The following is a 21,537-nucleotide window of genomic DNA, read 5'->3' on the forward strand; positions in this document are numbered from 1 at the left end:
GGGCACCGACGGCAATGCGGTGTGGGGTGACGAGCCCTACTACGGGTCTGCGGGGACAACGACCAGTGCCGCCGGTGATCACACGCACGCGATCACCATTGCCAGTTCCGGTGGCACTGAAGCCAGGCCACTGAACACGGCTTTTCTCGCCTGTATCAAATATTAATCAGAACCACATTGGAGTTTTTGAGAATGTCAGACGAACGCATGGCCGTTGAAGGCGAGGTGTCCTGGTGGCTCGCCGATGAGGTCGCACCACCGACGATCTGTAATGTGCACCCCGTTACCGGTGAGTTCATCGGCGCGGGGGTAGCAGACCCGAGTCCTCTGGAACCTTTTACCTGGTTGATCCCCGCGCATGCTTATCAGTGTGAGCCGCCAACGCTGGAGCCTGGTCATACAGCGGTCAAGGTTTCAGGCGACGGGTGGAAAATTGTTGCGGACTACCGTGGAACGACGGTCTACAGCACCGAGACCGGTGAGGCGCAAGTCTGGGAGGCGTTGGGTGACTTGCCCGAAGGTTATACACGTGAAGCTCCAGCGACCCAGTTCGATAAGTGGCAGGACGATCAATGGGTCGTCGATGAGGTCGCAACTACAGACGCCCTGAAAAAGAAAGCCGCCAGGAAGAAAGCGCTCCTGACGCAGTTCAGCACAAACATGATTGCCACATTGCAAAACGCAGTGGATTTGGATATTGCCACTGAAACCGAGATCGCGGATCTGCGCTCCTGGAAAATCTACGGCGTTGAACTCAATCGTGTCGATATCGTTGGAGGGGCACCCCAAGACAGTGAATGGCCGACCAGCCCGAACGATGCTTTGGCGGCTGCCTGGCTGGTAGCTCAGGGTTTCGACGACCCACCCATGGAGACCTTCAGCCTTTCCGAGTAACGCCCCGAACCACCGGGGCGTTTTCTTTTCCGCCCAACACCCAACAACACCCGACAGCCCCTTCCTCAAAAGGGGCTTTTTCGTTTCTGGAGAACCTCAAATGGCACTACGCCAAACCTACACCGTGCTCGTCCCATTCCCCACCGGAGGTGGCCACTGGTCGAGCGTCGGTCAAGAACTCGACCTGCTCGATGTGGAAGCCAGTGCGCTGCGCAGCGCTGGTCGTCTGGAGCTGAAAAAAACCGAGGCCGTCGAGTCGGCCTCTACATCCACCCCGGCCAAAAAGGCCGCTGCCAAGAAGGCTGAATAACCATGGCTGAGGTTTTGAACTTCGAGCACAACGGCATTACCGTCAATGCCACTGAATCCCCCGAGGCCATGGGTGGCCTGGGTGACAACGTCATCGGTCTGGTCGGCACTGCGCCGAAAGCGGATCTGCTGATTCCGCGTAACGCCCCGTTCCGCATCAACAGCTTCACCACCCAGGCACTGTTGGACCCGACCGGTACCGAGTCGGGCACGCTGTTTCACGCGGTGTTCCAGATCCTGAAAGTGGTCAAGGTGCCGGTCTACGTGGTCATCGTCGAAGCGGGCGCGACCCCGGCCGACACCGTGAACAACGTGATCGGCGGCATCGAGCCAGTGACCGGTCGCAAACTGGGCCTGGCCGCGCTTGGCGGTGTACCGGAAGACCTGACGATTATCGGTGCGCCGGGTTTCACCGGCACCAAAGCAGTGGCCAGTGAGTTCGCCTCGTTCGGCAAACGCATCAAGGCTCGCGTGGTACTCGACGGCAAGGATGCCGCAGTCGCCGATCAAGTGACTTACAGCCAGGAGCTGGGCGGCGCGGACCTCGGTTTCGACCGCTGCCTGCTGGTGCACAACATGCCGTCGGTGTACTCCAAGGCCGCGAAGAAAAACGTGTTCCTGGCGCCATCGAGCCTGGCCATCGCCGCGCTGGCCAAGGTCAAGCAATGGGAGAGCCCGGGCAACCAGGTGACCTACGCCGAAGACGTTTCGCGAGTCGTGGAATACAACATCCTCGACACCTCCACCGAAGGCGATCTGCTCAACCGTTACGGTATCAGCTACTACGCCCGGACCATCCTCGGCGGCTTCTCGCTGCTGGGTAACCGCTCCGTCACCGGCAAGTTCATCAGCTACGTGGGCCTTGAAGATGCGATCAGCCGCAAGCTGGTGAAGGCCGGTCAGAAGGCCATGGCCAAGAACCTGACCAAGTCGTTCATGGATCAGGAGGTCAAGCGCATCAACGACTGGCTGCAAACCCTGGTCGCCGACGAAACCATCCCGGGCGGCAGTGTGTACCTGCACCCTGAGTTGAACAGCGTCGAGAAGTACAAAAACGGTACCTGGTACGTGGTCATCGACTACGGCCGCTACGCGCCGAACGAACACATGATTTATCAACTCAACGCCCGCGATGAAATCATCGAGCAGTTCCTGGAGGACGTTCTCTAATGTTTACCAACCGCGTAAGACAGGCCATCGCGGCCACCCTGCAAGGCCTGCCGTTGTCGGCGACCGTGGAAGAGTTCACCCCGCCGAAGATCGAATTCGACATGGAAAACATGGTCGGCGGCCGCTTCGTCGTCGAGGAGATGGCCAAGAGCGCCAAGGCCCTGGGCGCCAAGTTGATCCTGCAGGGCGCCGGTCCCGAAGTGATGCTGGCGCTGGGCGTGAAGCTGGGCGACGACATCCTGCTGAACGTGCGTGAAGCCGGTCAGGATCAGGACGGTAACACCTGGTTCACCTACCACACCGTCGGCGGCAAGCTGAAGGTCCTCGAAGAAGCCATCGTGAAAATGGGTGAAAAGCCCAAGACCACCCTCGAGCTGTCCTGCCGCACCTACAACCGCCTGGAAAACGGCGTTCCGGTGATCGATGTCGACGTGCGCACCCAGAAGTTCGTGCTCAACGGCGTCGACATCCTCGGTGATGCCCGCCGCGCCGTGTTGCTGCCGTAACACCAAGGCCAACCAAGGCGCACAACCTGTGGGAGCGGGCAGGCTCGCTCCCACAAGGATTGTGGCGAACAGTTTCCTGTGCAGCACCCTTTCATGAATCACCAAGGAATTACTTACATGTCCTGGATGCCTCCCAAGCATGTCCTGTTGTCGCCGATTACCGGTGATGACGGAGCCGAGATCGAGCAGATCCAACTCAAACCGTTGTACTACGCCGCGCAGAAAGAGGCCCTGGCCCGTGCCGGCGATGATGAGGACGATCAGTTCTTCGAGCTGGCCAAGTTGGCCACGGGGTTGTCGGTCAAGGAACTGGACCAGCTCAAACGCCCGGACTACGTGAGCATCGCGCAGTACGTGCATGAGATGTCGACTCGCCCTGCTTCGTACTTTCTGGAACAGCAAGCGCAGGGCGAACAATCGGTAGACCCCGATCAAGTGCAACTGCTGCAACCACTCAACGTGGCGGGCCGCAGCATGACCTCGCTGACCCTGGAAATGCCGGTGCTGCGCGCGACCAAAGCGATGAAGAAACTGAAAACGGCCAAAGAACGCGCCGAGTTCATCACCGCCCATTGCACCGGGCTGATGCTGCCCGATCTGGACCTGCTGACCGTGCCCGACTGGACACAGCTTCAGGTACGCATCGACGATTTTTTAAACAAACCGGCGGACTTCTTTCGGAGCGCGACATCGAAGTAATCCTCGATGTGGTGCCGCTCATTTACTCGGTAAGTGAGGCGGAAATTCTGGAGTGGGACGCCGGCAAGGCCTTGCGCCGCTACGACATTGCGATCACTCGCCTTGGCGTGAAACAGGAGTAGAGCAGGATGGCAGGCAGTAAGTATTCGCTGTCCGGTGCGGCAAGCATCGAATTGCCGCAACTGGGCAGCGCCTCTGAAACGTCGGGCCTGAACCTGGCCCTGACCACGGCCAGCCTCGACATCCGTCTGCTGGTGTCGGAACAGGTAAAACTTCGCGAAGCACTGGCGTTGCTGAACATTGCTCTGTCGTCGCAGCAGTCGCTGCTCAAGGCGACTGCTTCGGTGCCTGCGGCAAGCAGTGAGCCAAAGTCCAAGTTAAAGGCTGAGGTTGATCAGCGCACGCCACCGGATTTGCTCAAGTCGGCGATGGCGACCGAGTTGGCGATGGTTGAGCTCAACCAGGTGCTGAAACTGGACAACGTCCAGTTGCAGAAACTGTCGCAGGCCAATCTGAAAATGGCCACTGACAAGCAGGTTGCTCCGAGCGGAGCAACGGCGGTTCAACTGGCCCAGGTCGAGTTGGCGGCGGCGAAGGCAGGTATCGGGGACGGGCTCGACCCGGCTAAAAAGCAGGACGAACTGCTGAACTTCACCCGAGATAGCGCGGTGACGGCGTCGGCGTTCAATCTCGACGTCAAGGCCGCCAGCGAGATGCTGTTGGGCTGGCGCACCTCAATGAAGCTGGATCGCGGACAAAGCCTGAGTCTGGCGGATGCAACCAACCATCTCGGCAACAGCGGTCTGAATGTCAAAGCGGCAGACATCGGTTCTGTCGTGCAACGCAGTGGCGAGGCGGGCATCGCCGCGGGAATGACGCCGGAACAGATGGCGGCGCTCGCGGCGGCGTTCTTGAACAGCGGCGCGGACAAGTCCGGTGCCGGTGAGGCTTTGAAAGGCTTCACCACGGTTTTGGCCAAGGGGGGCGCGGCTTCACCGGAACAGCGCAAGGCCTGGTCTGATCTGGACGGCAAATTCAATCCCGGGATGTTGGCTGATGGCCTGCGCAAGGACGCACCGGGAACGATCAACCTGGTGCTTGAAGCGCTGAAGAAAAAACCAGCAGAAGAACAGCAGTCACTGACCAAGACATTGTTCGGTGATAACGCGGCGATTCTTGAACTGCTGAAAAAACCGGAAGACGTTCAAAAGGCGTTTTTACTGGTGTCCGAGCGGACATCCGACGGGACGTTGCCGAAATTCAACGGCTCCGTAGCGAAATCCGCCGAGGCGCTGGGTGAAACCTCGCAAGGGCGCTGGAATGCGCTGGATGCGAGTAAGAACCGGATGTTTGCGGCGGGCGGCAATGCCCTGGCGCCGTTGACTGATGGTTTGATGGTGTCGCTCGGTGCATTGGCCGATGGCTTGAGCGGGGTTGCTGAAGCACAACCGAAAGCTACTGCAGGATTACTGGTGCTCGCGGGAGCCATTGCGTTGGCGCGTGGTGCTGAAATCAAGGTTGCGATGGCCTCGGCCATCACCGCCGCGGCGACAAAACTTCTGGTTCTGGCAGGTGCGCGACCGATTCCCGAAACGGGGGATCTGACAGCCGATGCCAAGGCACGCGGTGGTAAGGGCAAAAAGCAATCCCGAGGCGCAAGGGCCGGAAAAAGCGCAGCTCCTGGAAAAGCAGCGATCAAGCCCATCCCAAAAAGCGCTACCAAACTGCCACGTATGTCGACCGGGAGTCGCTTGCTGGGTGCCGCCAGAATGGGCTCGGCAGTCACCAGACGGGTCGCGCCGCTGATGCTGCTCAGTGCTGGTTACGATGCCGTCAAAGGCTTGCAGGCGGGTGATACCAAAGCGGTCGGCGGGGCGCTGGGCTCAGCCGGTGGTGGGCTCGCCGGCACTTATGCCGGTGCTGCTGCCGGCGCCATGATTGGCAGTGTGGTGCCTGTTCTGGGCACGGCGGTCGGTGGCGTAATCGGTGGTTTGTTGGGGGGAATGGCGGGCAGTTGGGGAGGGGAATGGCTGGGTGAGAAACTCGCTACACCCGCCGACAAGCTCGCCGCTCCAGATCAGGTCAGCAAAGACCTGACCAACGCCCAGACGAGTAATCAGCAGAACACGGTTAACGCGAACATCTATATCAATGGCCAGGATCAGGCTAGCGCCAGTCAATTGGCGAACCTGGTTGTGCAACAGATCACGGGCCAATTCGGACTCATGACCATGCCCAACTCACTCGCCATGCGAAGTGATGCGGCCCTGACTGACGGAGGTACGTGATGCGTCAGCAAATGGCACTCGGCAGTTTCATTTTCGGCCTGTCCAGAAACTTCGCTTACCACACCCTGCTGCACACCTCGGACGGCGGCTGGAAAAGCATCGACATCCTCACCAGCAAACCCAAATCCAGTCAGGTCGGCCAAGGCCTGCAAGGGCTGACGATAACAGGCAAGTCGATGTACGCGACCGCCATGGATCGGCTCGATGAGTTGCGTGCCTTGCAGGCGCTGCGCATCCCTTTGCCCTTGGTTGACGGCATCGGCCGCAACTGGGGCCTGTGGCAGATCAACAAGGTGTCGGAAACCCAAAACAACATCCTTGATGACGGCACCGCGATGGTGGTCGATTGGATTATCGAGTTGACGGAGTTCGCCAATGCGTAGGGTTCGAAGTATCGCCGGTGATTCGGTGAATCTGTTGCTGTACCGCGAGCTTGAGCGTTGTGACGATGCCACCGAGGAAGTGCTTTGGCGTCTTAATCCGGAGCTTGCCGAATGGGGGTCGATATTGCCGGCGGGTGTGTGGGTTGTGCTGCCGGAAGTGGATTCGAAACCCGTCGCACCCACACCGGTTTCGGCCTGGGATTAAGGAGGCAGCATGTCACTGGGTTTCACGCCTGCGGTAGAAATTTACGGCGCAAACGCTGCGCTGCTCAACGAACGATTGCTCAGTTGGACGCACATCGACGCAGCGGGGATCGAGTCCGATCAACTGACGCTCGTGATCAGTCTGGATGGGCTTGAAGGGTTGCCCAGCCTGGGCGGGAAAATCGGTCTGCGGGTCGGTTATCTGGAGTCGGGGCTGGTGGATAAAGGCGAGTTCGTCATTACCCGACGCACGCCGACGCTGTTCCCTCTGCGTCTGACGCTGGTGGCCACGGCGGCGCCGTTCAGTGCGGCGGATCAGACCGGGTTCAAACAGCGCCGATCGGTCAGCCATGGTCCGACGACCTTGGGTGCGCTGTTTCGTCAGTTGACGTCCAGGCACGGGTTTTCCCCTCGTGTGGCCCCGGACCTGTCACTGATAAAAATCGCGCACATCGACCAGTCCAACGAAACCGACATGGGTTTTCTGACGCGATTGGCCTACCTGCATGACGCCGTCGCCAAACCGGTCAACGAGCTGTATGTGCTGGCACGGCGCGGTCAGGCGAAATCGTTATCGGGCAAAGTTCTGCCGACCATAAAGCTGTCGGTGACGAGCAACAATCGCCCAGGGGATCACGCCTTTATCTCCGCCGTTCTGGATGAAACCGCCCGGGCGAAATACCAGGGCTGCAAGACCAGTTGGTGGGACGCGGCGGCCGGCAAAGTGCGTGTCGAGGAGAGTGGCATCGCACCGTTCAAGACCCTCCGCCAGCGTTTTCAGAGCGCAGACGATGCCCGGGCCGCCGCCGAAGGCGAGACCCGCCGGATGATGCGCGAAGCACTCAAGGTGACGATCGAATGCCCTGGCAATCCGGGGTTGTCCGCTGAAGGGGTCGTGCTGCTGGACCCCACCTGGCCGGATTTCATGCGCGGGCGTTGGTCGATCGACAAGGTCACCGCCACCGGCGACCGGGAAAAAAGCTATCGCTGCAAGATTGACGCGACCTGCCTGGACGCCAAGGCATAGCACAGTCCGAAATCACCCCGACCCGTAGCAGCTGGCGAAGCCTGCGTTCGGCGCCCCTGGTGTCGTAATCATTTGGGAGTACGCATAATGAGAACTTATGCAAACATTGACGAAGGTGTGGTTCAGTATCTACTGGATACGGATGGTGACATTACCGATATGTTCCATTCGGACATGATTTGGGTTGACGTTAGCAGTGTCTCCACGTCACCCGCCGAAGGATGGACTGCCGTCGAAGCGGATGGCATCTGGAGCTTCGCGGCGCCAGTTCCGCCCGTGCCGACGGATGCCGATTTGAAGGCGAAGGCCATGGCTCGGCGTGATGCGCTTCTGTCTGCGGCCGGTGAAGCTACAGCAGTCATGGTTGATGCCTATATTGCCGGCTTGCTGGATGCGGCTGATACGGCGACCTTCAAGACCTTTGCCGCGTATAAGCTGGCTTTGAACAAGATCGACCAGCAACCCGGTTACCCGGACACCATTGAGTGGCCGGCCTCTCCATAACCGCCCTCTGCGATTCCGATACCCGCCAAGTGCGGGCTTTTTTTCGCCTGGAGATTACTGATGACTGCAACCGAAAAAGACCGCGATATTCTCGCCCGCACCTTGTAGGGCGAGGCCCGCGGCGAGAGCCTGGCCGGCCTGCAGGCCTGCGCCTGGACCATCCGCAACCGGGTGGACGACGGTAAGGCCAAGTCCTGGTGGGGCGAAGGCTACGCCGGCGTGTGCCAGAAGCCTTGGCAGTTCAGCTGCTGGAACGCCAACGACCCGAACGCGCCCTACCTCACCGGGGCCAAGCCGATTCCGCGGGCGAGTACAAGCGCGCGCAGGCGATGGCCGGGGCAGACGTTGCCATTGGCTTTTATGAACGCTGGGCGGCTAAACGGATTGGCGTTTGCGAAGTGCCGGCTCGAATGGCTGGTAGTTGGCAAGTTGATATATTGAAGTCACACAGGCATGAACTAAAAGGCGACATGTTGGGTGTTCCCTCAGGTGCCGGATCAGTCGCTCCCGATGCTCTATTCAATCAAGTTCCGAGCTGTCTTGGTTTTACCGAAGTTACCCAAGTTACCGTAGTTACCGGAGGTATAGAAGCGCGTTCACGAAATGTCGCCTACCCAGGCGGAATAAAATTCATCTGAAATTAACGCTCGTCTGCGTTTTTAATGGATGCTCAAGATTTTTCAATAGAGGTGTTTATGGTTTATTACTATGTTTCTGAAACAACGAAGGAACTCGTCGGTCCGGTGGAGTTGCCGGTGATCCCCGGTGTGGGCGTTGTCCTGCCAGGCAATGCCATAGAGTTGCCGGAAGCATTACCGGCCGCCGAAACTGGCTATGTCTGGGTTTGGCGTAACGGTGCCGCGTCGCAACTGATCGATTTGCGCAACCGCGAGGCGTATCGCAAAGACACAGGTGGCGTTGAAATCTGGTTCGAGTTGGGCCCGTTGCCTGACTATCTGACCCTCAAGCCTCGTCCCGGCGAATATTATTTTTGGTTGAATGATGACTGGGTGCTGGACTTGGCTGCCGAACTAACAGGCAAAACCGCTCAAGCCAACGCCCAGCGAGACAGTCGTCTGTTTCAGATTGTTATTCGCGTCGCGCCGCTGCAATACGCTTATGAACTAGGTGAGGCCACCAGTGTTCAACTGGCCACTCTGCAAGAGTGGAAACGCTATGCGCTCAAGTTGATGGACATTGAACAGCAACCGGACTTCCCGATGATCATTGACTGGCCGGCTTCACCTGTCAGTGGCGTAACCGTATAAACCCTGAAACTTATTGATAACTGGAAGTGCAGTCGTGTGTTATCAGCACACGGCTGCCTGCAAAATACCAACGGAAGGACATACCGTGGACTATCCCAATAGTGTCCCCAGCGCCAGTTTGGTGGACGTCAAGTTTGTCGATGGAAACCCGATCACGGGGACTCCGGGTTCTTTGATCCCTGCCAGCTGCGGCAACGGTGTCACTCTGGAGTTGTTGAAAGTCATCGAGGCTGCCGGTATCAAACCGTCAGAGGCGAGTAACGATCAACTGCTGACGGCGTTGCGCAGTAACAAGCTGTTTGTGACCGCGCCACAGTTCGAGACAAGTACGCTTCGTCCTTCTCCGGCGTCTATGGCAACGTCGGTTACCAGAAGTATCCCAGTGGAAGCATTGAACAATGGGGCGTCGGCACCACGGATGCCAATGGCGATGTCTACATCACCTTCCCGATCTCGTTTCCGACGGCTTTTTCTTCGCTCGTGGCCACCCATGTGGGCGGCGATGGTGCGATGGTCATCCTGGTCGGGGGACCGGTACCAAACAGGGCTGCCGGCTGAAAGCCCGGAATTTTTTCGATCAGGTACAGGCGGGATTGGCCGCAAGGGTCGTTCTTTCCTGTCAGCGAGCAACGACCCAGTACGCCACTTTGGCTGGCTGGATATCTTTGACACGAACCAGACACGCGTCAGGGCCTAGGGCTATATGACAGTTACGCAGCAACAACTACAGATCGTTATGCCCAACGCCCGCTCCCAAGCGGGCGTTTTCATTTCCGCCCTCAACACCGCCATGTCCCACCGCAACATCAACACCCCGAAACGCATCGCTGCCTTCCTCGCGCAAGTCGGTCACGAATCGGGGCAGCTGCAGTACGTGCGTGAACTGGGGAGCACTCAATACCTGAGCAAATACGACACTGGCACCCTGGCCGCCCGTTTGGGCAACACTCCGGAACCCGACGGCGACGGTCAAAAGTACCGTGGCCGAGGCTTGATTCAGATCACCGGGCGTAACAACTACTGTCAATGCAGCATCGGCCTGTTTGGCGATGAACGTTTGTTGGCGTTACCTGAATTGCTGGAGCAGCCTCAGTGGGCAGCCGAGTCAGCGGCATGGTTTTGGGAACAAAACGGCCTGAATGAATTGGCCGATCGCGACCAGTTCAACAGCATCACTCGCCGTATCAACGGCGGGCTGAACGGGTTGCAGGATCGCCTGGAAATCTGGGCGCGGGCGAGGGCGGTGCTATGCCAGTCTTCGGTCTGAACGGCTGGCGATTGATCGGTCTGCTGGTGCTGGCCGGTTGTTCGGCGGCGCTGGCCTGGCAGTTTCAGGATTGGCGCTACGGCCGGCAACTGGCGGAACAGGCCAGGGTGCACGCCGAGAGCCTTAATCAACTGACTCTGGCGACCGCCACCGAGCAACAGGCCGAACAAAACAGGCGTCTGGCCCTGAAGCAGCGACTGTCAGCCAGTGAACAAACCCATTATCGAGCGCTTAGCGATGCCGAACGTGATCAAGGTCGCCTGCGCGATCGTCTTGCCACTGCTGATGTGCGCCTGTCAGTCCTCCTCGATGCCCATGACGCTGCCTCAACCTGTGCAGTGCCAGCTGCCTCCGGCACCGGCGGCGTGGATCATGGCGCCGCGAGAGCCCGACTTGACCCGGCGCATGCTCAACGAATTATCGCCATCACCGACGCCGGTGACAGCGGATTGATTGCCTTGCAGGCCTGTCAGGCCTATGTCAGGGCTCTGGCTCACTAACATTTTGATCGATCCTGAACCTTGCAAGTGCGATTCGCTCGTGTACGGTAGGCCTCATTCCGCTCGATCAGGAGAGAGCCGTGAAAGAGATCACTCATCTGGCCGATCTACTCGGCAGACGCTTGCAGCTTCTCAATGCCCACGTCACTGCCGCCGAGTCCTGCACCGGCGGTGGGATCAGCGAGGCGATCACCCGCATTCCGGGGAGCTCGGCGTGGTTCGAGGCCGGTTATGTTACCTACTCAAACCGTCAGAAAACCCAGCAATTGAATGTTCCGGCCGAGTTGTTTTCAACCGTCGGGGCGGTCAGTCGCGAGGTGGTCGAGGCCATGGTCCGGGGTGCACAGGAAAAAAGCCGGGCGCGTTTTGCCGTGGCGGTCAGCGGTGTGGCGGGGCCGGATGGCGGTTCGCCGAACAAGCCCGTGGGCACGGTGTGGCTGGCCTGGGGCGTCGGTGAGCAGGTGTTCAGCGAGGTCCAGCACTTTGCCGGTAACCGCGACGAGGTCCGCCGACAAACGGTGAAGGCCGCGCTAGAGGGGCTGCTGCGGCATACCGCTGGAGAAATCTCAAATCAGGGGTAGGCGATCCTGAAACGCTGTGGAATAATACTGGCTACTTATACAGGTGTTGGCCGTCAGGCCTTATTGATTACGTGAGGACTTTAATGGACGACAACAAGAAGAAAGCCTTGGCTGCGGCCCTGGGTCAGATCGAACGTCAATTCGGCAAGGGTGCCGTAATGCGTATGGGCGATCAGGACCGTCAGGCGATCCCGGCCATTTCCACTGGCTCTCTGGGTCTGGACATCGCGCTCGGCATTGGCGGCCTGCCAAAAGGCCGTATCGTTGAAATCTACGGTCCTGAATCCTCCGGTAAAACCACCCTGACATTGTCGGTGATCGCCCAGGCTCAAAAAGCCGGCGCGACCTGCGCATTCGTCGACGCCGAACACGCTCTCGACCCTGAGTACGCCGGCAAACTGGGCGTCAACGTCGACGACCTGCTGGTTTCCCAGCCGGACACCGGCGAGCAGGCCCTGGAAATCACCGACATGCTGGTGCGTTCCAACGCCGTTGACGTGATCATCGTCGACTCCGTGGCCGCTCTGGTGCCAAAGGCTGAAATCGAAGGCGAAATGGGCGACATGCACGTGGGCCTGCAAGCCCGTCTGATGTCCCAGGCGCTGCGTAAAATCACCGGTAACATCAAGAACGCCAACTGCCTGGTGATCTTCATCAACCAGATCCGCATGAAAATCGGCGTGATGTTCGGCAGCCCGGAAACCACCACCGGTGGTAACGCGCTGAAGTTCTACGCATCGGTTCGTCTGGACATCCGTCGTACTGGCGCGGTGAAAGAAGGTGATGAAGTCGTCGGTAGTGAAACCCGCGTCAAAGTCGTGAAGAACAAGGTGGCTTCGCCGTTCCGTCAGGCCGAGTTCCAGATTCTTTACGGCAAGGGCATCTACCTCAACGGTGAGATGATCGACCTGGGTGTGCTGCACGGTTTCGTCGAGAAGTCCGGTGCCTGGTATGCCTACAACGGCACCAAGATCGGTCAGGGCAAGGCCAACTCGGCCAAGTTCCTGGCAGACAATCCGGAAATCGCCGCGACTCTCGAGAAGCAGCTGCGCGACAAGCTGCTGACCCCGGCACCGGACGTCAAGGCTTCGGCCGTCAGAGAGACCGAAGACGACCTGGCTGACGCTGATATCTGATCGATCCGATGACCGCCGTACTCGATACACTCGTCGCGGTTCGGCGAACCGCAATGGACCTGCTCGCGCGACGCGAGCACGGTCGAGTCGAGCTGACGCGTAAACTGCGTCAGCGCGGCGCCCCCCCTGAAATGATCGACACAGCACTTGACCGCTTGACGGAAGAGGGGCTGTTGTCCGAATCCCGCTACCTCGAAAGCTTCGTTTCCTATCGTGCCCGTTCCGGTTATGGCCCTTTGCGAATTCGCGAAGAGCTGAGCCAGCGCGGCCTGCAACGTACCGACATTGAGCTCGCCTTGCGCGAGAGTGGTATCGATTGGCAGGAACAACTGGAAGACACCTGGCGGCGCAAATTTTCCGGGCATTTACCGATAGACGCTCGGGAGCGTGCCAAACAGGGCAGGTTCCTGAGTTATCGGGGATACTCCATGGAAATGATCAGCCGCTTGTTCAGCGGCCGAGGGATGGACGATTGACTGAAACGGCTCGCTATTTCGATAGCGGGCCGTTTTTTTGCATCACGTTACCTTGGACGGTTGCCGTATGCGTTGTTGCGCCTGGGGTTTGGACTGGGTCCAGTTTTCCGGCAGGTTGATGTAATCCACCAATTCCCGCAGACGGCCATGATCACGAGCGTTGAAGGTGAAGGACAAGCGCGCCAGATGGCTGAACTGCGCTTCGTCGTGCTCCTCGCCACTGTAGGCATGCTGATGGAAATGATCGCTCAGGCACAGGTCGGCGAATGCCTCCTGCATGTGTTCAAGCGCCCGGTCGCTGAGTGTGTGGTTCATGCGAATCACGAACTGATGCTTGAGCCAGCGGCTGGAGTGGAAATTGCTGTAGAACTGGTTGATCTGCTCGACGGCCTCTTCGGCGCTATAGACCAGGCTCAGCAGCTTCATGTCGGTCGGCAGGATGTAGCGATTTTCCTCCAGTTGATGGTGAATGAAGTCCAGCGCGCCTTGCCAGAACTTGCCGCCCGGCGCATCCAGTAGCACGACAGGCACCAGCGGGCTTTTACCGGTCTGGATCAGGGTCAGTACTTCCAGCGCTTCATCCAGCGTGCCAAATCCCCCTGGGCACAGGACCAGCGCGTCGGCTTCCTTGACGAAGAACAGCTTGCGGGTAAAGAAAAAGTGGAAGGGCAGCAAGTTGGCGGTGCCATTGACCGTGGGGTTGGCATGCTGCTCGAAGGGCAGGGTGATATTGAATCCCAGGCTGTGTTCCAGGCCGGCACCTTCATGGGCTGCCGCCATGATGCCGCCGCCGGCGCCGGTGATGACCATCATGTCCGAGCGCGCCAGAGCGGCTCCCAGTTCTCGGGCCAGGCCATAAAGCGGGTGTTCTATCGGCGTGCGGGCCGAGCCGAAAACGGTGACTTTACGTCGACCCTTGAACTGCTCCAGCACACGAAAAGCATGCTCGAGTTCACGCAGGGTTTGCAGGGTGATCTTGGCATTCCAGCGGTTGTGATCTTCCTGGGCCATGCGTAGCACGGTCAGGATCATGTCGCGGTAAATCGGGATGTTGGGGCTGTTGGGTGAAACCAGGTTGAGTTGTTCTTCGACCTTGCTGGTGAGGTCGTGGCCGCTTTCTTGAAAATGACGGCTCAGTAGGTCATTCGGTTGGTAAGGCATTCAACTTCTCCTTCTGCACAGAACCCTCGGCCCCGACAAAACAATTGTCGGCGCCGCGACACCCCTTGTGTCGCTGTCTGCCCAAGCCCATGCCTGGGCGCTCTACTTGACTCGGTTGCAATCGAGCCATCCATACGGGCTCTGCTTATCCCTTGAATGAAAGAAACGTTCGCACAATAAGACACCGTAATGGGCAGCCCCTTTTCTGCCCTTAAAAAAACAACATGAACACTTTGAATTTAGACCCTCGCAACGATTTTCGCTGGCTTGATCATTGCGCCGCAAAGTCTTTCCTGGCAACCGCTTATTGACGATTTACAAGGTGCTTTCACCGCTCGTCTGAACGCAAGCCGCATGTCTCGCGCTCTGATTTACTAAGTTACAGGCGTGACACGACAACTTTGCGTCAACGGCAGGACGCGACGTTCAAGCAATTCAGGGATTTATCGCGTGATCAACGGCGATCAATGCATGCAGGGAGGCGGGAAACCATGCCCAGAGTGACTCTGGAGATCGATGCGCAACTGTATCGATTGCTGAAAGCATCGGCCGAGACCCATCATTTGAGTCTCGAAGAAGAGTGCTGTCGACGTCTGGAGGGTGGGGAGCGACGTTCGCGTTACTTGCAGGCGCTGTTGGCAGAGCTGCGCGCCGAGGATGAACAGCGGCGCGCCAATGCCAGGTAATTATTTCTTCTTCGCGGGAGTCTCTTTCGGGCAGTCCGAGTCCTGGAAGCTGGCGGAGCCGACCGGACGGTTGGTCTTCACCTCGGTGAAGTCGTAACGCATGATCGCGCCCTTGGCCATCAGCTTGCGGAACCCTGGGTTTCTGCATACGGAGGCGCCAAGCTGGAAGTACACCGCTTTGGGATCGGCGCGCATTTTTTCGGCGTGGCTGCTTTGCACGCTCAAGTGGTTGATCAGCACTTTTCCTTCGGCAGTGTAGCCCTGATCAAGAATGTCTTCGTTGATCGCCCGTGGAGTGCCAACGCTGCTTTGTACGGCGACGTTTCGCAGCTCTCTGTTGAGATTCTGCTCACTCAAGGATGCAGCCTGAGCGCTAAAGGACGACGCCAGCAAAATGGCAGCGGTGGGAACGATAAGGCGCAGCATGAAACTCTCCTGGTTCAGTGACTGGTGGTTCGACCAGGCACATGACTGTGCGTTCAGTGGCGGCGAATTATAGGGGAGGAGGTCTGAGCGGTACAGGCTTGCACCGGCTGCTCTGATAAACTGCCGCGACTTTTTTGCCCTTGCGAGTGTTTTTCGTGTCGATTTTCCATCCACTACGGTGCTGCCTGCGATGAACCCTGTCACCCCGCGCTTTGCCGCAAACGCCGTCGCCCGCTTGCGCGATCAGCGAGAGGAGGAGGGCATCAAGCCGATTCAGGCCCGTGGCTGGAGAGCGCCGCGATGCCGTGATTGCCGCGTGATTGAAAGTCATTGCCTGTGTGCCTGGCGCCCGTCGGTCGAGGCCCGCTCGGGCGTGTGCCTGATCATGACCAACAAAGAAGTATTCAAGCCAAGTAACACCGGTTGGCTGATCGCTGATGTGGTGCGCGACAATCATGCATTCATCTGGTCGCGTACCGAGACTGATGAGCAACTGCTGGCGCTGTTGGCCGATCCGCAATGGCAACCGTACCTGGTGTTTCCGGGCGAATACGTCGAACCCGAGCGAGTTACCCACAGTGTCGCGGTCGATAGCACCAAGCGCCCGCTGTTCATTCTGCTGGACGCCACCTGGACCGAAGCCCGGAAGATCTTTCGCAAGAGCCCGTATTTTGATCGCTTGCCGATCTTGAGCCTGCTGCCCGAAAAACTGTCACGTTATCGACTGCGCCGCTCCACCCGTAGTGAACATTTATGCACCGCTGAAGTGGCTGCACTGTGTCTCGATCTGGCCGGTGATACCGAGGCTGCGTCAGCGCTGGACGCTTATTTTGACGTGTTCAGTCAGCATTATCTGGATGCGAAAAAACAGCTGGACATGAACCTCGCCACACCGGCCCACGCCGAGCTGATGCGGTTTGTTCATAACGACGTCCCCGCCATGTTCTGATTGTCGCCCATACTGCAAAGAACTGTACCGGTTATGTATCTTGACCACCCCGGTTTCGCTGGGCATGCTTGGCGCCGATTGGGGCGCGGCCATCGTTTGATACGCCGTATTTTTACGTGAATAGCCATGTGATTGGCGTTGAACGTGCCCTGTTGGTGCATCTGCGTGGCTGCACCTGGAGTTGTTTGAAAAACAGGATCATTTGAAAAATGGCCACATACGAAATCCTGATTGCCGATGACCACCCTCTTTTTCGTAGTGCCTTGCATCAAGCATTGACCCTGGGCCTGGGCCCGGATGTCCGGCTGGTGGAAGTGGCGAGCATTGCCGAGCTGGAAAGTCGTCTGACCGAAAAGGCCGATTGGGACCTGGTGTTGCTGGACCTGAACATGCCAGGGGCCTACGGTTTTTCCGGGCTGGTGCTGTTGCGCGGTCAGTACCCGCAGATTCCAGTGGTGATGGTGTCGGCGCAGGAAGAAGCGTCGATCATGGTGAAGTCCCGTGAATTCGGCGCCAGCGGTTTCATTCCCAAGTCCAGTGACTTGAGTGTCATTCAAAAAGCCGTACGCGCGGTGCTCGATGGTGATGTTTTCTGGCCGCCCCAGGCCTTCGAAGCCGTCAGCGTTTCCGACGAAGCCAAGGCTGCCAGTGAAGGCCTGGCCAGCCTGACGCCCCAGCAGTTCCGGGTGTTGACCATGGTCTGTGAAGGTTTGCTGAACAAGCAGATTGCTTACGAATTGAGCGTTTCCGAAGCGACGATCAAGGCCCACGTCACCGCGATTTTCCGTAAGCTGAATGTACGGACCCGGACTCAGGCGGCGCTGCTCTTGCAACAACTTGAGTCAATTTCGAGCCACTAAGGTGTTATGTATTCACGCTTTTTTGACTTTGCTTAATCTAGCTTTCCCACTCCTTTTTGGTCAGTTGCTTACTCTATGTCACCTTTCAAAGGCCAGACCGGCCTAAAACGCATCCTCAACGCCTCCGGCTATTCCTTTGACGGCCTGCGCGCGGCCTTCACTGGCGAGGCGGCCTTCCGGCAACTGGTGTTGCTCAATGCCATCCTGATTCCGCTGTCGTTCTTCCTGAATGTCAGCCGTGTCGAGCAGGCGCTGCTGATTGCAGTCTGCCTGTTGGCGCTGATCGTCGAATTGCTCAACTCGGCGGTCGAAGCGGCCATCGACCGCATTTCCCTGGAGCGGCACCCACTGTCCAAGAACGCCAAGGACATGGGCAGCGCCGCTCAACTCGTAGCGTTGAGCATGATCGCGCTGGTGTGGGCGGTGATCCTGCTTTAAGCGATGGCAGGCAGAACGATCTCGTCGCTGCGCTGAACCCCGGCGGTGAAGGCGCGGCACAGTTCGAGGAACTCGCGCATCGCCGAGGTCTGATATTTCTGTTTGTGCCAGATGAAATAGAACTGCCGCGCCAGGTCCAGATCCGGTGTTTCTACCGGCACCAGGCTGCCACGGCGGAACGCATCGCGCAGCGCCAGGCGCGAAATGCAGCCAATCCCCAAACCCGATTCCACCGCGCGCTTGATCGCTTCGGTGTGTTCCAGTTCCAGGCGAATGTTCAGCGCGCTGCGGTGGTGACGCATGGCCTGGTCAAAGGTCAGCCGCGTGCCCGAGCCTTGTTCTCGGAGAATCCACGCCTCATGACTCAGCTCCTCCATGGTGGCAATACCGCGCTGAGCCAGCGGATGCTGGGGCGCGCAGAACACCACCAGTTCATCTTCGACCCAGCTCTGCACTTCGATGTCCGGATGGCTGCAGTCGCCTTCGATTAGACCCAGATCAATTTCATAGTGAGCCACCTGTTGCACGATGTTGGCGGTGTTCTGCACATGCAGCTTCACCTGGCTTTCCGGATGGCGCTGCATGAAGCTGCCGATCAGCAGGGTGGCCAGGTAATTGCCGATGGTCAGGGTCGCGCCGACCGCCAGGGAGCCGAAACCGGACTTGCCGTTGAGCAAGTCTTCGATTTCCTTGGCCTGATCGAGCAGGGCCACCGCTTGCGGCAATAGCTGTTTGCCGAGGGCGTTGAGGCTCAGCCGTTTGCCGGCGCGATCGAACAGCTGACAGCTGCACTGGCGCTCCAGCTCGGTGATCGAGGTGCTCGCCGCCGATTGCGAGAGGTTGAGCAGGCCCGCGGCACGGGATACGCTTTCCTGCTGGGCGACGGCGACGAATACTTGAAGTTGACGGAGAGTAAATCGCATATCGATATAACCGATAACCCTTATCTTAATAATCCATTTAACAGATATTGTCGCTGCCATTAGAATGCGATGCAATTGTGCACATCATTGGCGCAGGCAAAATCTCCAGGAGTCCCACGTACATGAGCAACATGAACCACGAGCGTGTCCTCAGTGTTCATCACTGGAACGACACTCTGTTCAGCTTCAAGTGCACCCGCGATCCGGGCCTGCGCTTCGAGAACGGTCAGTTCGTGATGATCGGCCTGCAACAGCCCAACGGCCGGCCGCTCATGCGCGCTTACTCGATTGCCAGCCCGAACTGGGAAGAGCATCTCGAGTTCTTCAGCATCAAAGTGCCTGATGGCCCGCTGACTTCCCAGTTGCAGCATCTGAAGGAAGGCGACGAGATCATCATCAGCAAGAAGCCTACCGGCACCCTGGTGCTGGATGACTTGAAGCCTGGCAAGCATTTGTACCTGCTCAGCACCGGTACCGGTCTGGCGCCGTTCATGAGCGTCATCCAGGACCCCGAAACCTACGAGCGTTTCGAAAAGGTGATCCTGTGCCACGGCGTGCGTTACGTCAACGAAGTCGCTTACCGCGAATTCATCACCGAGCACCTGCCGCAGAACGAGTTCTTCGGTGAGGCCCTGCGTGACAAGTTGATCTACTACCCGACCGTGACCCGCGAGCCGTTCGAAAACGAAGGCCGCCTGACCGACCTGATGCGCAGCGGCAAGCTGTTCAGCGACATCGGCCTGCCGCCGATCAACCCGCAGGACGACCGCGCCATGCTGTGCGGCAGCCCGAGCATGCTCGACGAGACCAGCGAAGTGTTGAACAGCTTCGGCCTGACTGTTTCGCCGCGGATGCGCGAGCCGGGTGATTACCTGATCGAGCGTGCGTTCGTCGAGAAGTGACCGAAGGTCACTTGTAGGAGCCGGCTTGCTGGCGATGGCAAACTTCAAAGCGCTATCGCCAGCAAGCCGGCTCCTACATTCAATGGCGTAGTGCACAGAAAAGCCCGCATGACCTGAGAAGGTCATGCGGGCTTTTTCGTTTCCGGGGTTCAGGCTTTTGCGGGAATGACTTCCAGGACGCGGATCACGCCCGTCTCAGGATAATGCCAGCGCACATCCAGATCCCAGAACTGCGCGCCGTATTCGCGCTCAGGCGTAGGAATCTGGTACGCCGGGCGTGGGTCTTGTGTCAGGCATTGCTCGATCAACTCGACCAGAGGTTCGCCAAGCCGCTGAGCGTGGCCGTGGGCCTGTTGCAGGGCCGAGTCCGTCCACTGCACGGGAATCAGCAGCGGCGGGGCGCTGGCGATGTCGTTGGACGCCGTGTCGATGATGTCGGCGTAGGGCACGTAAGGTTTGATGTCGAGAACTGGCGTGCCGTCCAGCAAGTCGATGCCGGAGATCCACAGTCGATTGGCTTCGACCTTGTCCAGTTTGACCACCGACTGGCCGATGCCGTTAGGACGATGCGTCGCGCGGGTGGCGAACACGCCCATGGATTTGTTACCGCCCAGACGCGGAGGGCGGACTTTGAGGCGTGGCTTTTCTTCCAGCGCTTGATGGAACAGGAACAGCAGCCACACATGGCTGACCTGCTCCAGCCCCTGCACCGCATCACCCTGATCAAACGGCGCCACCAGCTCCAGTACGCCCCGAGCGGCCGGGGCCAGTTGCGGTTGACGCGGAATGGCGAACTTCTCCTTGAAGCAGGAGCGCACGAAGCCGATGGGGGAAACGCTGTAGGTCATGGTCTGGGGTCGAGGCCGGGATTAGGGCGGCATGATAACCCGAGCGGCCTCGAGATCGGTGCTGCCTATTACTCCGTCATCGCGGGCAAGCCACGCTCCCACAAGGTTCTCGAGTGAACGCAAATGTTGTGTACGGCATAAAACCTGTGGGAGCGTGGCTTGCCCGCGATAGCCGCGCCGCCGATCTAGAGACTAAACCCGCCATCCAAAGGAATGACATTCCCGGTCATATACGCCCCGGCCGTACTCGCCAGGCTAATCGCCAGCGCCGCCATTTCTTCCTCCCGGCCCCAGCGCTTCATCGGAATCAACGCCGTGTCCTCGGCCAGCGCCTGCTCATCGTTGCCGATGTGCTGAGTCATCTTGCTCGGGAAACGTCCCGGTGCGATTACGTTGACGTTGATGTGCTGGCTCACCAACTCTCGCGCCAGAATCCGCGACAGTTGATGCAGGGCGGCTTTGCTCGGGCCGTAGGCATACGCCTGTTCGCCGAAGGAAGAAATCCCGGCCACCGAGCCAATGTTGATGATCCGTGCCGGATTCGCCGCCGAACCGGCCTTGCGCAGCAGCGGTAGAAATTGCTGGATGCAGTTGAACACCGAGGTGACGTTGAGCTGCATGACTTTTTCCCAGCCCTTGACCGGGTAACTCTCCAGCGGCGCACCCCAGGTGGTACCGGCATTGTTCACCAGAATATCCAGCTGACCGATCTGTTCGCTCAATTGCGCGGCCAGTTGCTGAACGCCTTCTTCATGCGCCAGGTTGGTGGCCACGGCGTGGCAAATCCCGAAGGCACTCAGCTCATCGGCAGTTTGCTGACAGGCTTCGGCATCCCGGGCGCACACGTACACGATGGCGCCGGCCTCGACATAAGCCTTGGCGATCATTTTGCCGATACCGCGGGTGCCGCCGGTCACCAGAGCGGTGCGGCCTTGCAGAGAGAAGTAGGGATGCATGGCGAGTCCTGAGAGCTGAGGGTCAATACACCCTAGTCTTCAGCCGCCGGAAGCGGAGCCACTATTTTTGCGCGGAATGAACATCTATACAGATTGGTCTGCGACCGCGCTTGTAGGAGCCGGGGGGGGGGGGGGGGGGGGGGGGGGGGGGGGGGGGGGGGGGGGGGGGGGGGGGA

At 58.8% G+C, this 21,537-nt stretch carries 27 protein-coding genes and 2 pseudogenes; 24 read left to right on the top strand and 5 right to left on the bottom strand.

The features are described 5' to 3' along the window. Positions 1-192 precede the first annotated feature (192 nt). The 19 genes and pseudogenes from AC07V0_RS07815 to recX all read left to right on the top strand — a co-directional run bounded on the left by AC07V0_RS07815 (position 193) and on the right by recX (position 13,212). Positions 193-894 (top strand): tail fiber assembly protein, encoded by a 702-nt coding sequence (locus tag AC07V0_RS07815; RefSeq protein WP_495019543.1) that lies wholly within the window; start codon positions 193-195, stop codon positions 892-894. Between the two features lie 100 nt (positions 895-994). After that, on the top strand, positions 995-1,204 hold the full coding sequence (locus AC07V0_RS07820; protein WP_018926984.1) for a hypothetical protein: 210 nt from the start codon (positions 995-997) through the stop codon (positions 1,202-1,204). Between the two features lie 2 nt (positions 1,205-1,206). Next, positions 1,207-2,373: a phage tail sheath protein gene (locus tag AC07V0_RS07825; protein ID WP_018926983.1), complete on the top strand. Its 1,167-nt coding sequence runs from the start codon at positions 1,207-1,209 to the stop codon at positions 2,371-2,373. Continuing rightward, positions 2,373-2,879: a phage major tail tube protein gene (locus tag AC07V0_RS07830; RefSeq protein WP_086944769.1), complete on the top strand. Its 507-nt coding sequence runs from the start codon at positions 2,373-2,375 to the stop codon at positions 2,877-2,879. The genes AC07V0_RS07825 and AC07V0_RS07830 overlap by 1 nt, the downstream gene beginning before the upstream one ends. A gap of 117 nt (positions 2,880-2,996) precedes the next feature. After that, a complete protein-coding gene (locus AC07V0_RS07835) occupies positions 2,997-3,578 on the top strand; it encodes a phage tail assembly protein (RefSeq protein ID WP_086944770.1) in 582 nt (193 codons plus the stop codon). A gap of 128 nt (positions 3,579-3,706) precedes the next feature. Next, positions 3,707-5,866, top strand: a complete 2,160-nt coding sequence (locus AC07V0_RS07840) for a phage tail tape measure protein (RefSeq protein WP_086944771.1) — start codon at positions 3,707-3,709, stop codon at positions 5,864-5,866. Then, positions 5,866-6,249, top strand: coding sequence for a phage tail protein (locus AC07V0_RS07845; RefSeq protein ID WP_086944772.1), 384 nt, complete (start codon positions 5,866-5,868; stop codon positions 6,247-6,249). The genes AC07V0_RS07840 and AC07V0_RS07845 overlap by 1 nt, the downstream gene beginning before the upstream one ends. Continuing rightward, entirely contained in the window at positions 6,242-6,454 is a 213-nt protein-coding gene (locus AC07V0_RS07850) for a tail protein X (RefSeq protein WP_086944773.1), read from the top strand. The genes AC07V0_RS07845 and AC07V0_RS07850 overlap by 8 nt, the downstream gene beginning before the upstream one ends. 9 nt (positions 6,455-6,463) lie before the next feature. Beyond that, the gene (locus AC07V0_RS07855) at positions 6,464-7,480 is read left to right on the top strand and encodes a contractile injection system protein, VgrG/Pvc8 family (RefSeq protein WP_086944774.1); all 1,017 of its coding nucleotides are present in this window, start codon (positions 6,464-6,466) and stop codon (positions 7,478-7,480) included. A gap of 87 nt (positions 7,481-7,567) precedes the next feature. Continuing rightward, the gene (locus tag AC07V0_RS07860) at positions 7,568-7,984 is read left to right on the top strand and encodes a tail fiber assembly protein (RefSeq protein WP_086944775.1); all 417 of its coding nucleotides are present in this window, start codon (positions 7,568-7,570) and stop codon (positions 7,982-7,984) included. Between the two features lie 60 nt (positions 7,985-8,044). Continuing rightward, positions 8,045-8,287, top strand: a pseudogene (locus AC07V0_RS07865) (cell wall hydrolase); the annotation flags it as partial. A gap of 20 nt (positions 8,288-8,307) precedes the next feature. After that, positions 8,308-8,394: pseudogene (locus AC07V0_RS07870) on the top strand (phage holin family protein); the annotation flags it as partial. A gap of 252 nt (positions 8,395-8,646) precedes the next feature. Then, entirely contained in the window at positions 8,647-9,252 is a 606-nt protein-coding gene (locus tag AC07V0_RS07875) for a tail fiber assembly protein (protein WP_225602968.1), read from the top strand. A 390-nt stretch (positions 9,253-9,642) separates the two neighbouring features. Next, on the top strand, positions 9,643-9,810 hold the full coding sequence (locus tag AC07V0_RS07880) for a gp53-like domain-containing protein (protein ID WP_425439655.1): 168 nt from the start codon (positions 9,643-9,645) through the stop codon (positions 9,808-9,810). A 145-nt stretch (positions 9,811-9,955) separates the two neighbouring features. After that, positions 9,956-10,519 carry a glycoside hydrolase family 19 protein gene (locus AC07V0_RS07885; protein WP_086944777.1) on the top strand — a complete coding sequence of 188 codons (564 nt, stop codon included), beginning with the start codon at positions 9,956-9,958 and terminating at the stop codon, positions 10,517-10,519. Next, positions 10,501-11,019, top strand: a complete 519-nt coding sequence (locus AC07V0_RS07890; RefSeq protein ID WP_086944778.1) for a lysis system i-spanin subunit Rz — start codon at positions 10,501-10,503, stop codon at positions 11,017-11,019. Before AC07V0_RS07885 ends, AC07V0_RS07890 begins: the two co-directional genes overlap by 19 nt. 80 nt (positions 11,020-11,099) lie before the next feature. After that, positions 11,100-11,600: a CinA family protein gene (locus AC07V0_RS07895; RefSeq protein WP_019647843.1), complete on the top strand. Its 501-nt coding sequence runs from the start codon at positions 11,100-11,102 to the stop codon at positions 11,598-11,600. Positions 11,601-11,683: 83 nt separating this feature from the next. Next, the gene (gene recA, locus AC07V0_RS07900) at positions 11,684-12,736 is read left to right on the top strand and encodes a recombinase RecA (protein WP_007940559.1); all 1,053 of its coding nucleotides are present in this window, start codon (positions 11,684-11,686) and stop codon (positions 12,734-12,736) included. An 8-nt stretch (positions 12,737-12,744) separates the two neighbouring features. Then, positions 12,745-13,212 (top strand): recombination regulator RecX, encoded by a 468-nt coding sequence (recX, locus tag AC07V0_RS07905; protein WP_026286484.1) that lies wholly within the window; start codon positions 12,745-12,747, stop codon positions 13,210-13,212. Between the two features lie 42 nt (positions 13,213-13,254). Here recX and AC07V0_RS07910 read toward each other — a convergent pair whose 3' ends face one another. Further along, on the bottom strand, positions 13,255-14,373 hold the full coding sequence (locus tag AC07V0_RS07910; RefSeq protein ID WP_064619979.1) for an LOG family protein: 1,119 nt from the start codon (positions 14,371-14,373) through the stop codon (positions 13,255-13,257). 491 nt (positions 14,374-14,864) lie between these two features. Between AC07V0_RS07910 and AC07V0_RS07915 the strand changes: the two genes are divergently transcribed. Further along, on the top strand, positions 14,865-15,059 hold the full coding sequence (locus AC07V0_RS07915) for a hypothetical protein (protein WP_018926957.1): 195 nt from the start codon (positions 14,865-14,867) through the stop codon (positions 15,057-15,059). Here the strand turns inward: AC07V0_RS07915 and AC07V0_RS07920 are convergent, their stop codons facing one another. Continuing rightward, positions 15,060-15,485: a PA3611 family quorum-sensing-regulated virulence factor gene (locus AC07V0_RS07920; protein WP_018926956.1), complete on the bottom strand. Its 426-nt coding sequence runs from the start codon at positions 15,483-15,485 to the stop codon at positions 15,060-15,062. A gap of 190 nt (positions 15,486-15,675) precedes the next feature. On the opposite strand from AC07V0_RS07920, the gene AC07V0_RS07925 reads away from it, so the two are divergent. The 3 genes from AC07V0_RS07925 to AC07V0_RS07935 all read left to right on the top strand — a co-directional run bounded on the left by AC07V0_RS07925 (position 15,676) and on the right by AC07V0_RS07935 (position 17,732). Beyond that, positions 15,676-16,434, top strand: coding sequence for a tRNA-uridine aminocarboxypropyltransferase (locus AC07V0_RS07925; RefSeq protein WP_018926955.1), 759 nt, complete (start codon positions 15,676-15,678; stop codon positions 16,432-16,434). Between the two features lie 209 nt (positions 16,435-16,643). Continuing rightward, positions 16,644-17,294, top strand: a complete 651-nt coding sequence (gene erdR, locus AC07V0_RS07930; RefSeq protein WP_018926954.1) for a response regulator transcription factor ErdR — start codon at positions 16,644-16,646, stop codon at positions 17,292-17,294. A gap of 75 nt (positions 17,295-17,369) precedes the next feature. After that, complete coding sequence (locus tag AC07V0_RS07935) at positions 17,370-17,732, top strand: diacylglycerol kinase (RefSeq protein WP_018926953.1); 363 nt, start codon at positions 17,370-17,372, stop codon at positions 17,730-17,732. Here AC07V0_RS07935 and AC07V0_RS07940 read toward each other — a convergent pair. Then, positions 17,729-18,655, bottom strand: a complete 927-nt coding sequence (locus AC07V0_RS07940; RefSeq protein WP_018926952.1) for a LysR family transcriptional regulator — start codon at positions 18,653-18,655, stop codon at positions 17,729-17,731. The two genes, AC07V0_RS07935 and AC07V0_RS07940, sit on opposite strands and share 4 nt — an antisense overlap. A gap of 122 nt (positions 18,656-18,777) precedes the next feature. On the opposite strand from AC07V0_RS07940, the gene fpr reads away from it, so the two are divergent. After that, a complete protein-coding gene (gene fpr / locus AC07V0_RS07945) occupies positions 18,778-19,557 on the top strand; it encodes a ferredoxin-NADP reductase (RefSeq protein ID WP_002554680.1) in 780 nt (259 codons plus the stop codon). Between the two features lie 149 nt (positions 19,558-19,706). Here fpr and tsaA read toward each other — a convergent pair whose 3' ends face one another. Then, the gene (gene tsaA / locus AC07V0_RS07950) at positions 19,707-20,405 is read right to left on the bottom strand and encodes a tRNA (N6-threonylcarbamoyladenosine(37)-N6)-methyltransferase TrmO (protein WP_086944779.1); all 699 of its coding nucleotides are present in this window, start codon (positions 20,403-20,405) and stop codon (positions 19,707-19,709) included. A 185-nt stretch (positions 20,406-20,590) separates the two neighbouring features. Beyond that, positions 20,591-21,361 (bottom strand): SDR family oxidoreductase, encoded by a 771-nt coding sequence (locus tag AC07V0_RS07955; protein ID WP_086944780.1) that lies wholly within the window; start codon positions 21,359-21,361, stop codon positions 20,591-20,593. Between the last annotated feature and the right edge of the window lie 176 nt (positions 21,362-21,537).

The organism is Pseudomonas sp. GW821-FHT01E10, assembly GCF_059422365.1.

Coding starts and splice junctions, on each gene's coding strand:
- AC07V0_RS07925 (WP_018926955.1), top strand. CDS start 15,676: ATGAACCCTGTCACCCCGCGCTTTGCCGCAAACGCCGTCGCCCGCTTG.
- tsaA (WP_086944779.1), bottom strand. CDS start 20,405: ATGACCTACAGCGTTTCCCCCATCGGCTTCGTGCGCTCCTGCTTCAAG.
- AC07V0_RS07920 (WP_018926956.1), bottom strand. CDS start 15,485: ATGCTGCGCCTTATCGTTCCCACCGCTGCCATTTTGCTGGCGTCGTCC.
- recX (WP_026286484.1), top strand. CDS start 12,745: ATGACCGCCGTACTCGATACACTCGTCGCGGTTCGGCGAACCGCAATG.
- AC07V0_RS07915 (WP_018926957.1), top strand. CDS start 14,865: ATGCCCAGAGTGACTCTGGAGATCGATGCGCAACTGTATCGATTGCTG.
- AC07V0_RS07890 (WP_086944778.1), top strand. CDS start 10,501: ATGCCAGTCTTCGGTCTGAACGGCTGGCGATTGATCGGTCTGCTGGTG.
- AC07V0_RS07850 (WP_086944773.1), top strand. CDS start 6,242: ATGCGTAGGGTTCGAAGTATCGCCGGTGATTCGGTGAATCTGTTGCTG.
- recA (WP_007940559.1), top strand. CDS start 11,684: ATGGACGACAACAAGAAGAAAGCCTTGGCTGCGGCCCTGGGTCAGATC.
- AC07V0_RS07885 (WP_086944777.1), top strand. CDS start 9,956: ATGACAGTTACGCAGCAACAACTACAGATCGTTATGCCCAACGCCCGC.
- AC07V0_RS07820 (WP_018926984.1), top strand. CDS start 995: ATGGCACTACGCCAAACCTACACCGTGCTCGTCCCATTCCCCACCGGA.
- AC07V0_RS07875 (WP_225602968.1), top strand. CDS start 8,647: ATGGATGCTCAAGATTTTTCAATAGAGGTGTTTATGGTTTATTACTAT.
- AC07V0_RS07855 (WP_086944774.1), top strand. CDS start 6,464: ATGTCACTGGGTTTCACGCCTGCGGTAGAAATTTACGGCGCAAACGCT.
- AC07V0_RS07935 (WP_018926953.1), top strand. CDS start 17,370: ATGTCACCTTTCAAAGGCCAGACCGGCCTAAAACGCATCCTCAACGCC.
- AC07V0_RS07910 (WP_064619979.1), bottom strand. CDS start 14,373: ATGCCTTACCAACCGAATGACCTACTGAGCCGTCATTTTCAAGAAAGC.
- AC07V0_RS07835 (WP_086944770.1), top strand. CDS start 2,997: ATGTCCTGGATGCCTCCCAAGCATGTCCTGTTGTCGCCGATTACCGGT.
- erdR (WP_018926954.1), top strand. CDS start 16,644: ATGGCCACATACGAAATCCTGATTGCCGATGACCACCCTCTTTTTCGT.
- AC07V0_RS07845 (WP_086944772.1), top strand. CDS start 5,866: ATGCGTCAGCAAATGGCACTCGGCAGTTTCATTTTCGGCCTGTCCAGA.
- AC07V0_RS07830 (WP_086944769.1), top strand. CDS start 2,373: ATGTTTACCAACCGCGTAAGACAGGCCATCGCGGCCACCCTGCAAGGC.
- AC07V0_RS07940 (WP_018926952.1), bottom strand. CDS start 18,655: ATGCGATTTACTCTCCGTCAACTTCAAGTATTCGTCGCCGTCGCCCAG.
- AC07V0_RS07840 (WP_086944771.1), top strand. CDS start 3,707: ATGGCAGGCAGTAAGTATTCGCTGTCCGGTGCGGCAAGCATCGAATTG.
- AC07V0_RS07815 (WP_495019543.1), top strand. CDS start 193: ATGTCAGACGAACGCATGGCCGTTGAAGGCGAGGTGTCCTGGTGGCTC.
- AC07V0_RS07825 (WP_018926983.1), top strand. CDS start 1,207: ATGGCTGAGGTTTTGAACTTCGAGCACAACGGCATTACCGTCAATGCC.
- AC07V0_RS07860 (WP_086944775.1), top strand. CDS start 7,568: ATGAGAACTTATGCAAACATTGACGAAGGTGTGGTTCAGTATCTACTG.
- AC07V0_RS07955 (WP_086944780.1), bottom strand. CDS start 21,361: ATGCATCCCTACTTCTCTCTGCAAGGCCGCACCGCTCTGGTGACCGGC.
- fpr (WP_002554680.1), top strand. CDS start 18,778: ATGAGCAACATGAACCACGAGCGTGTCCTCAGTGTTCATCACTGGAAC.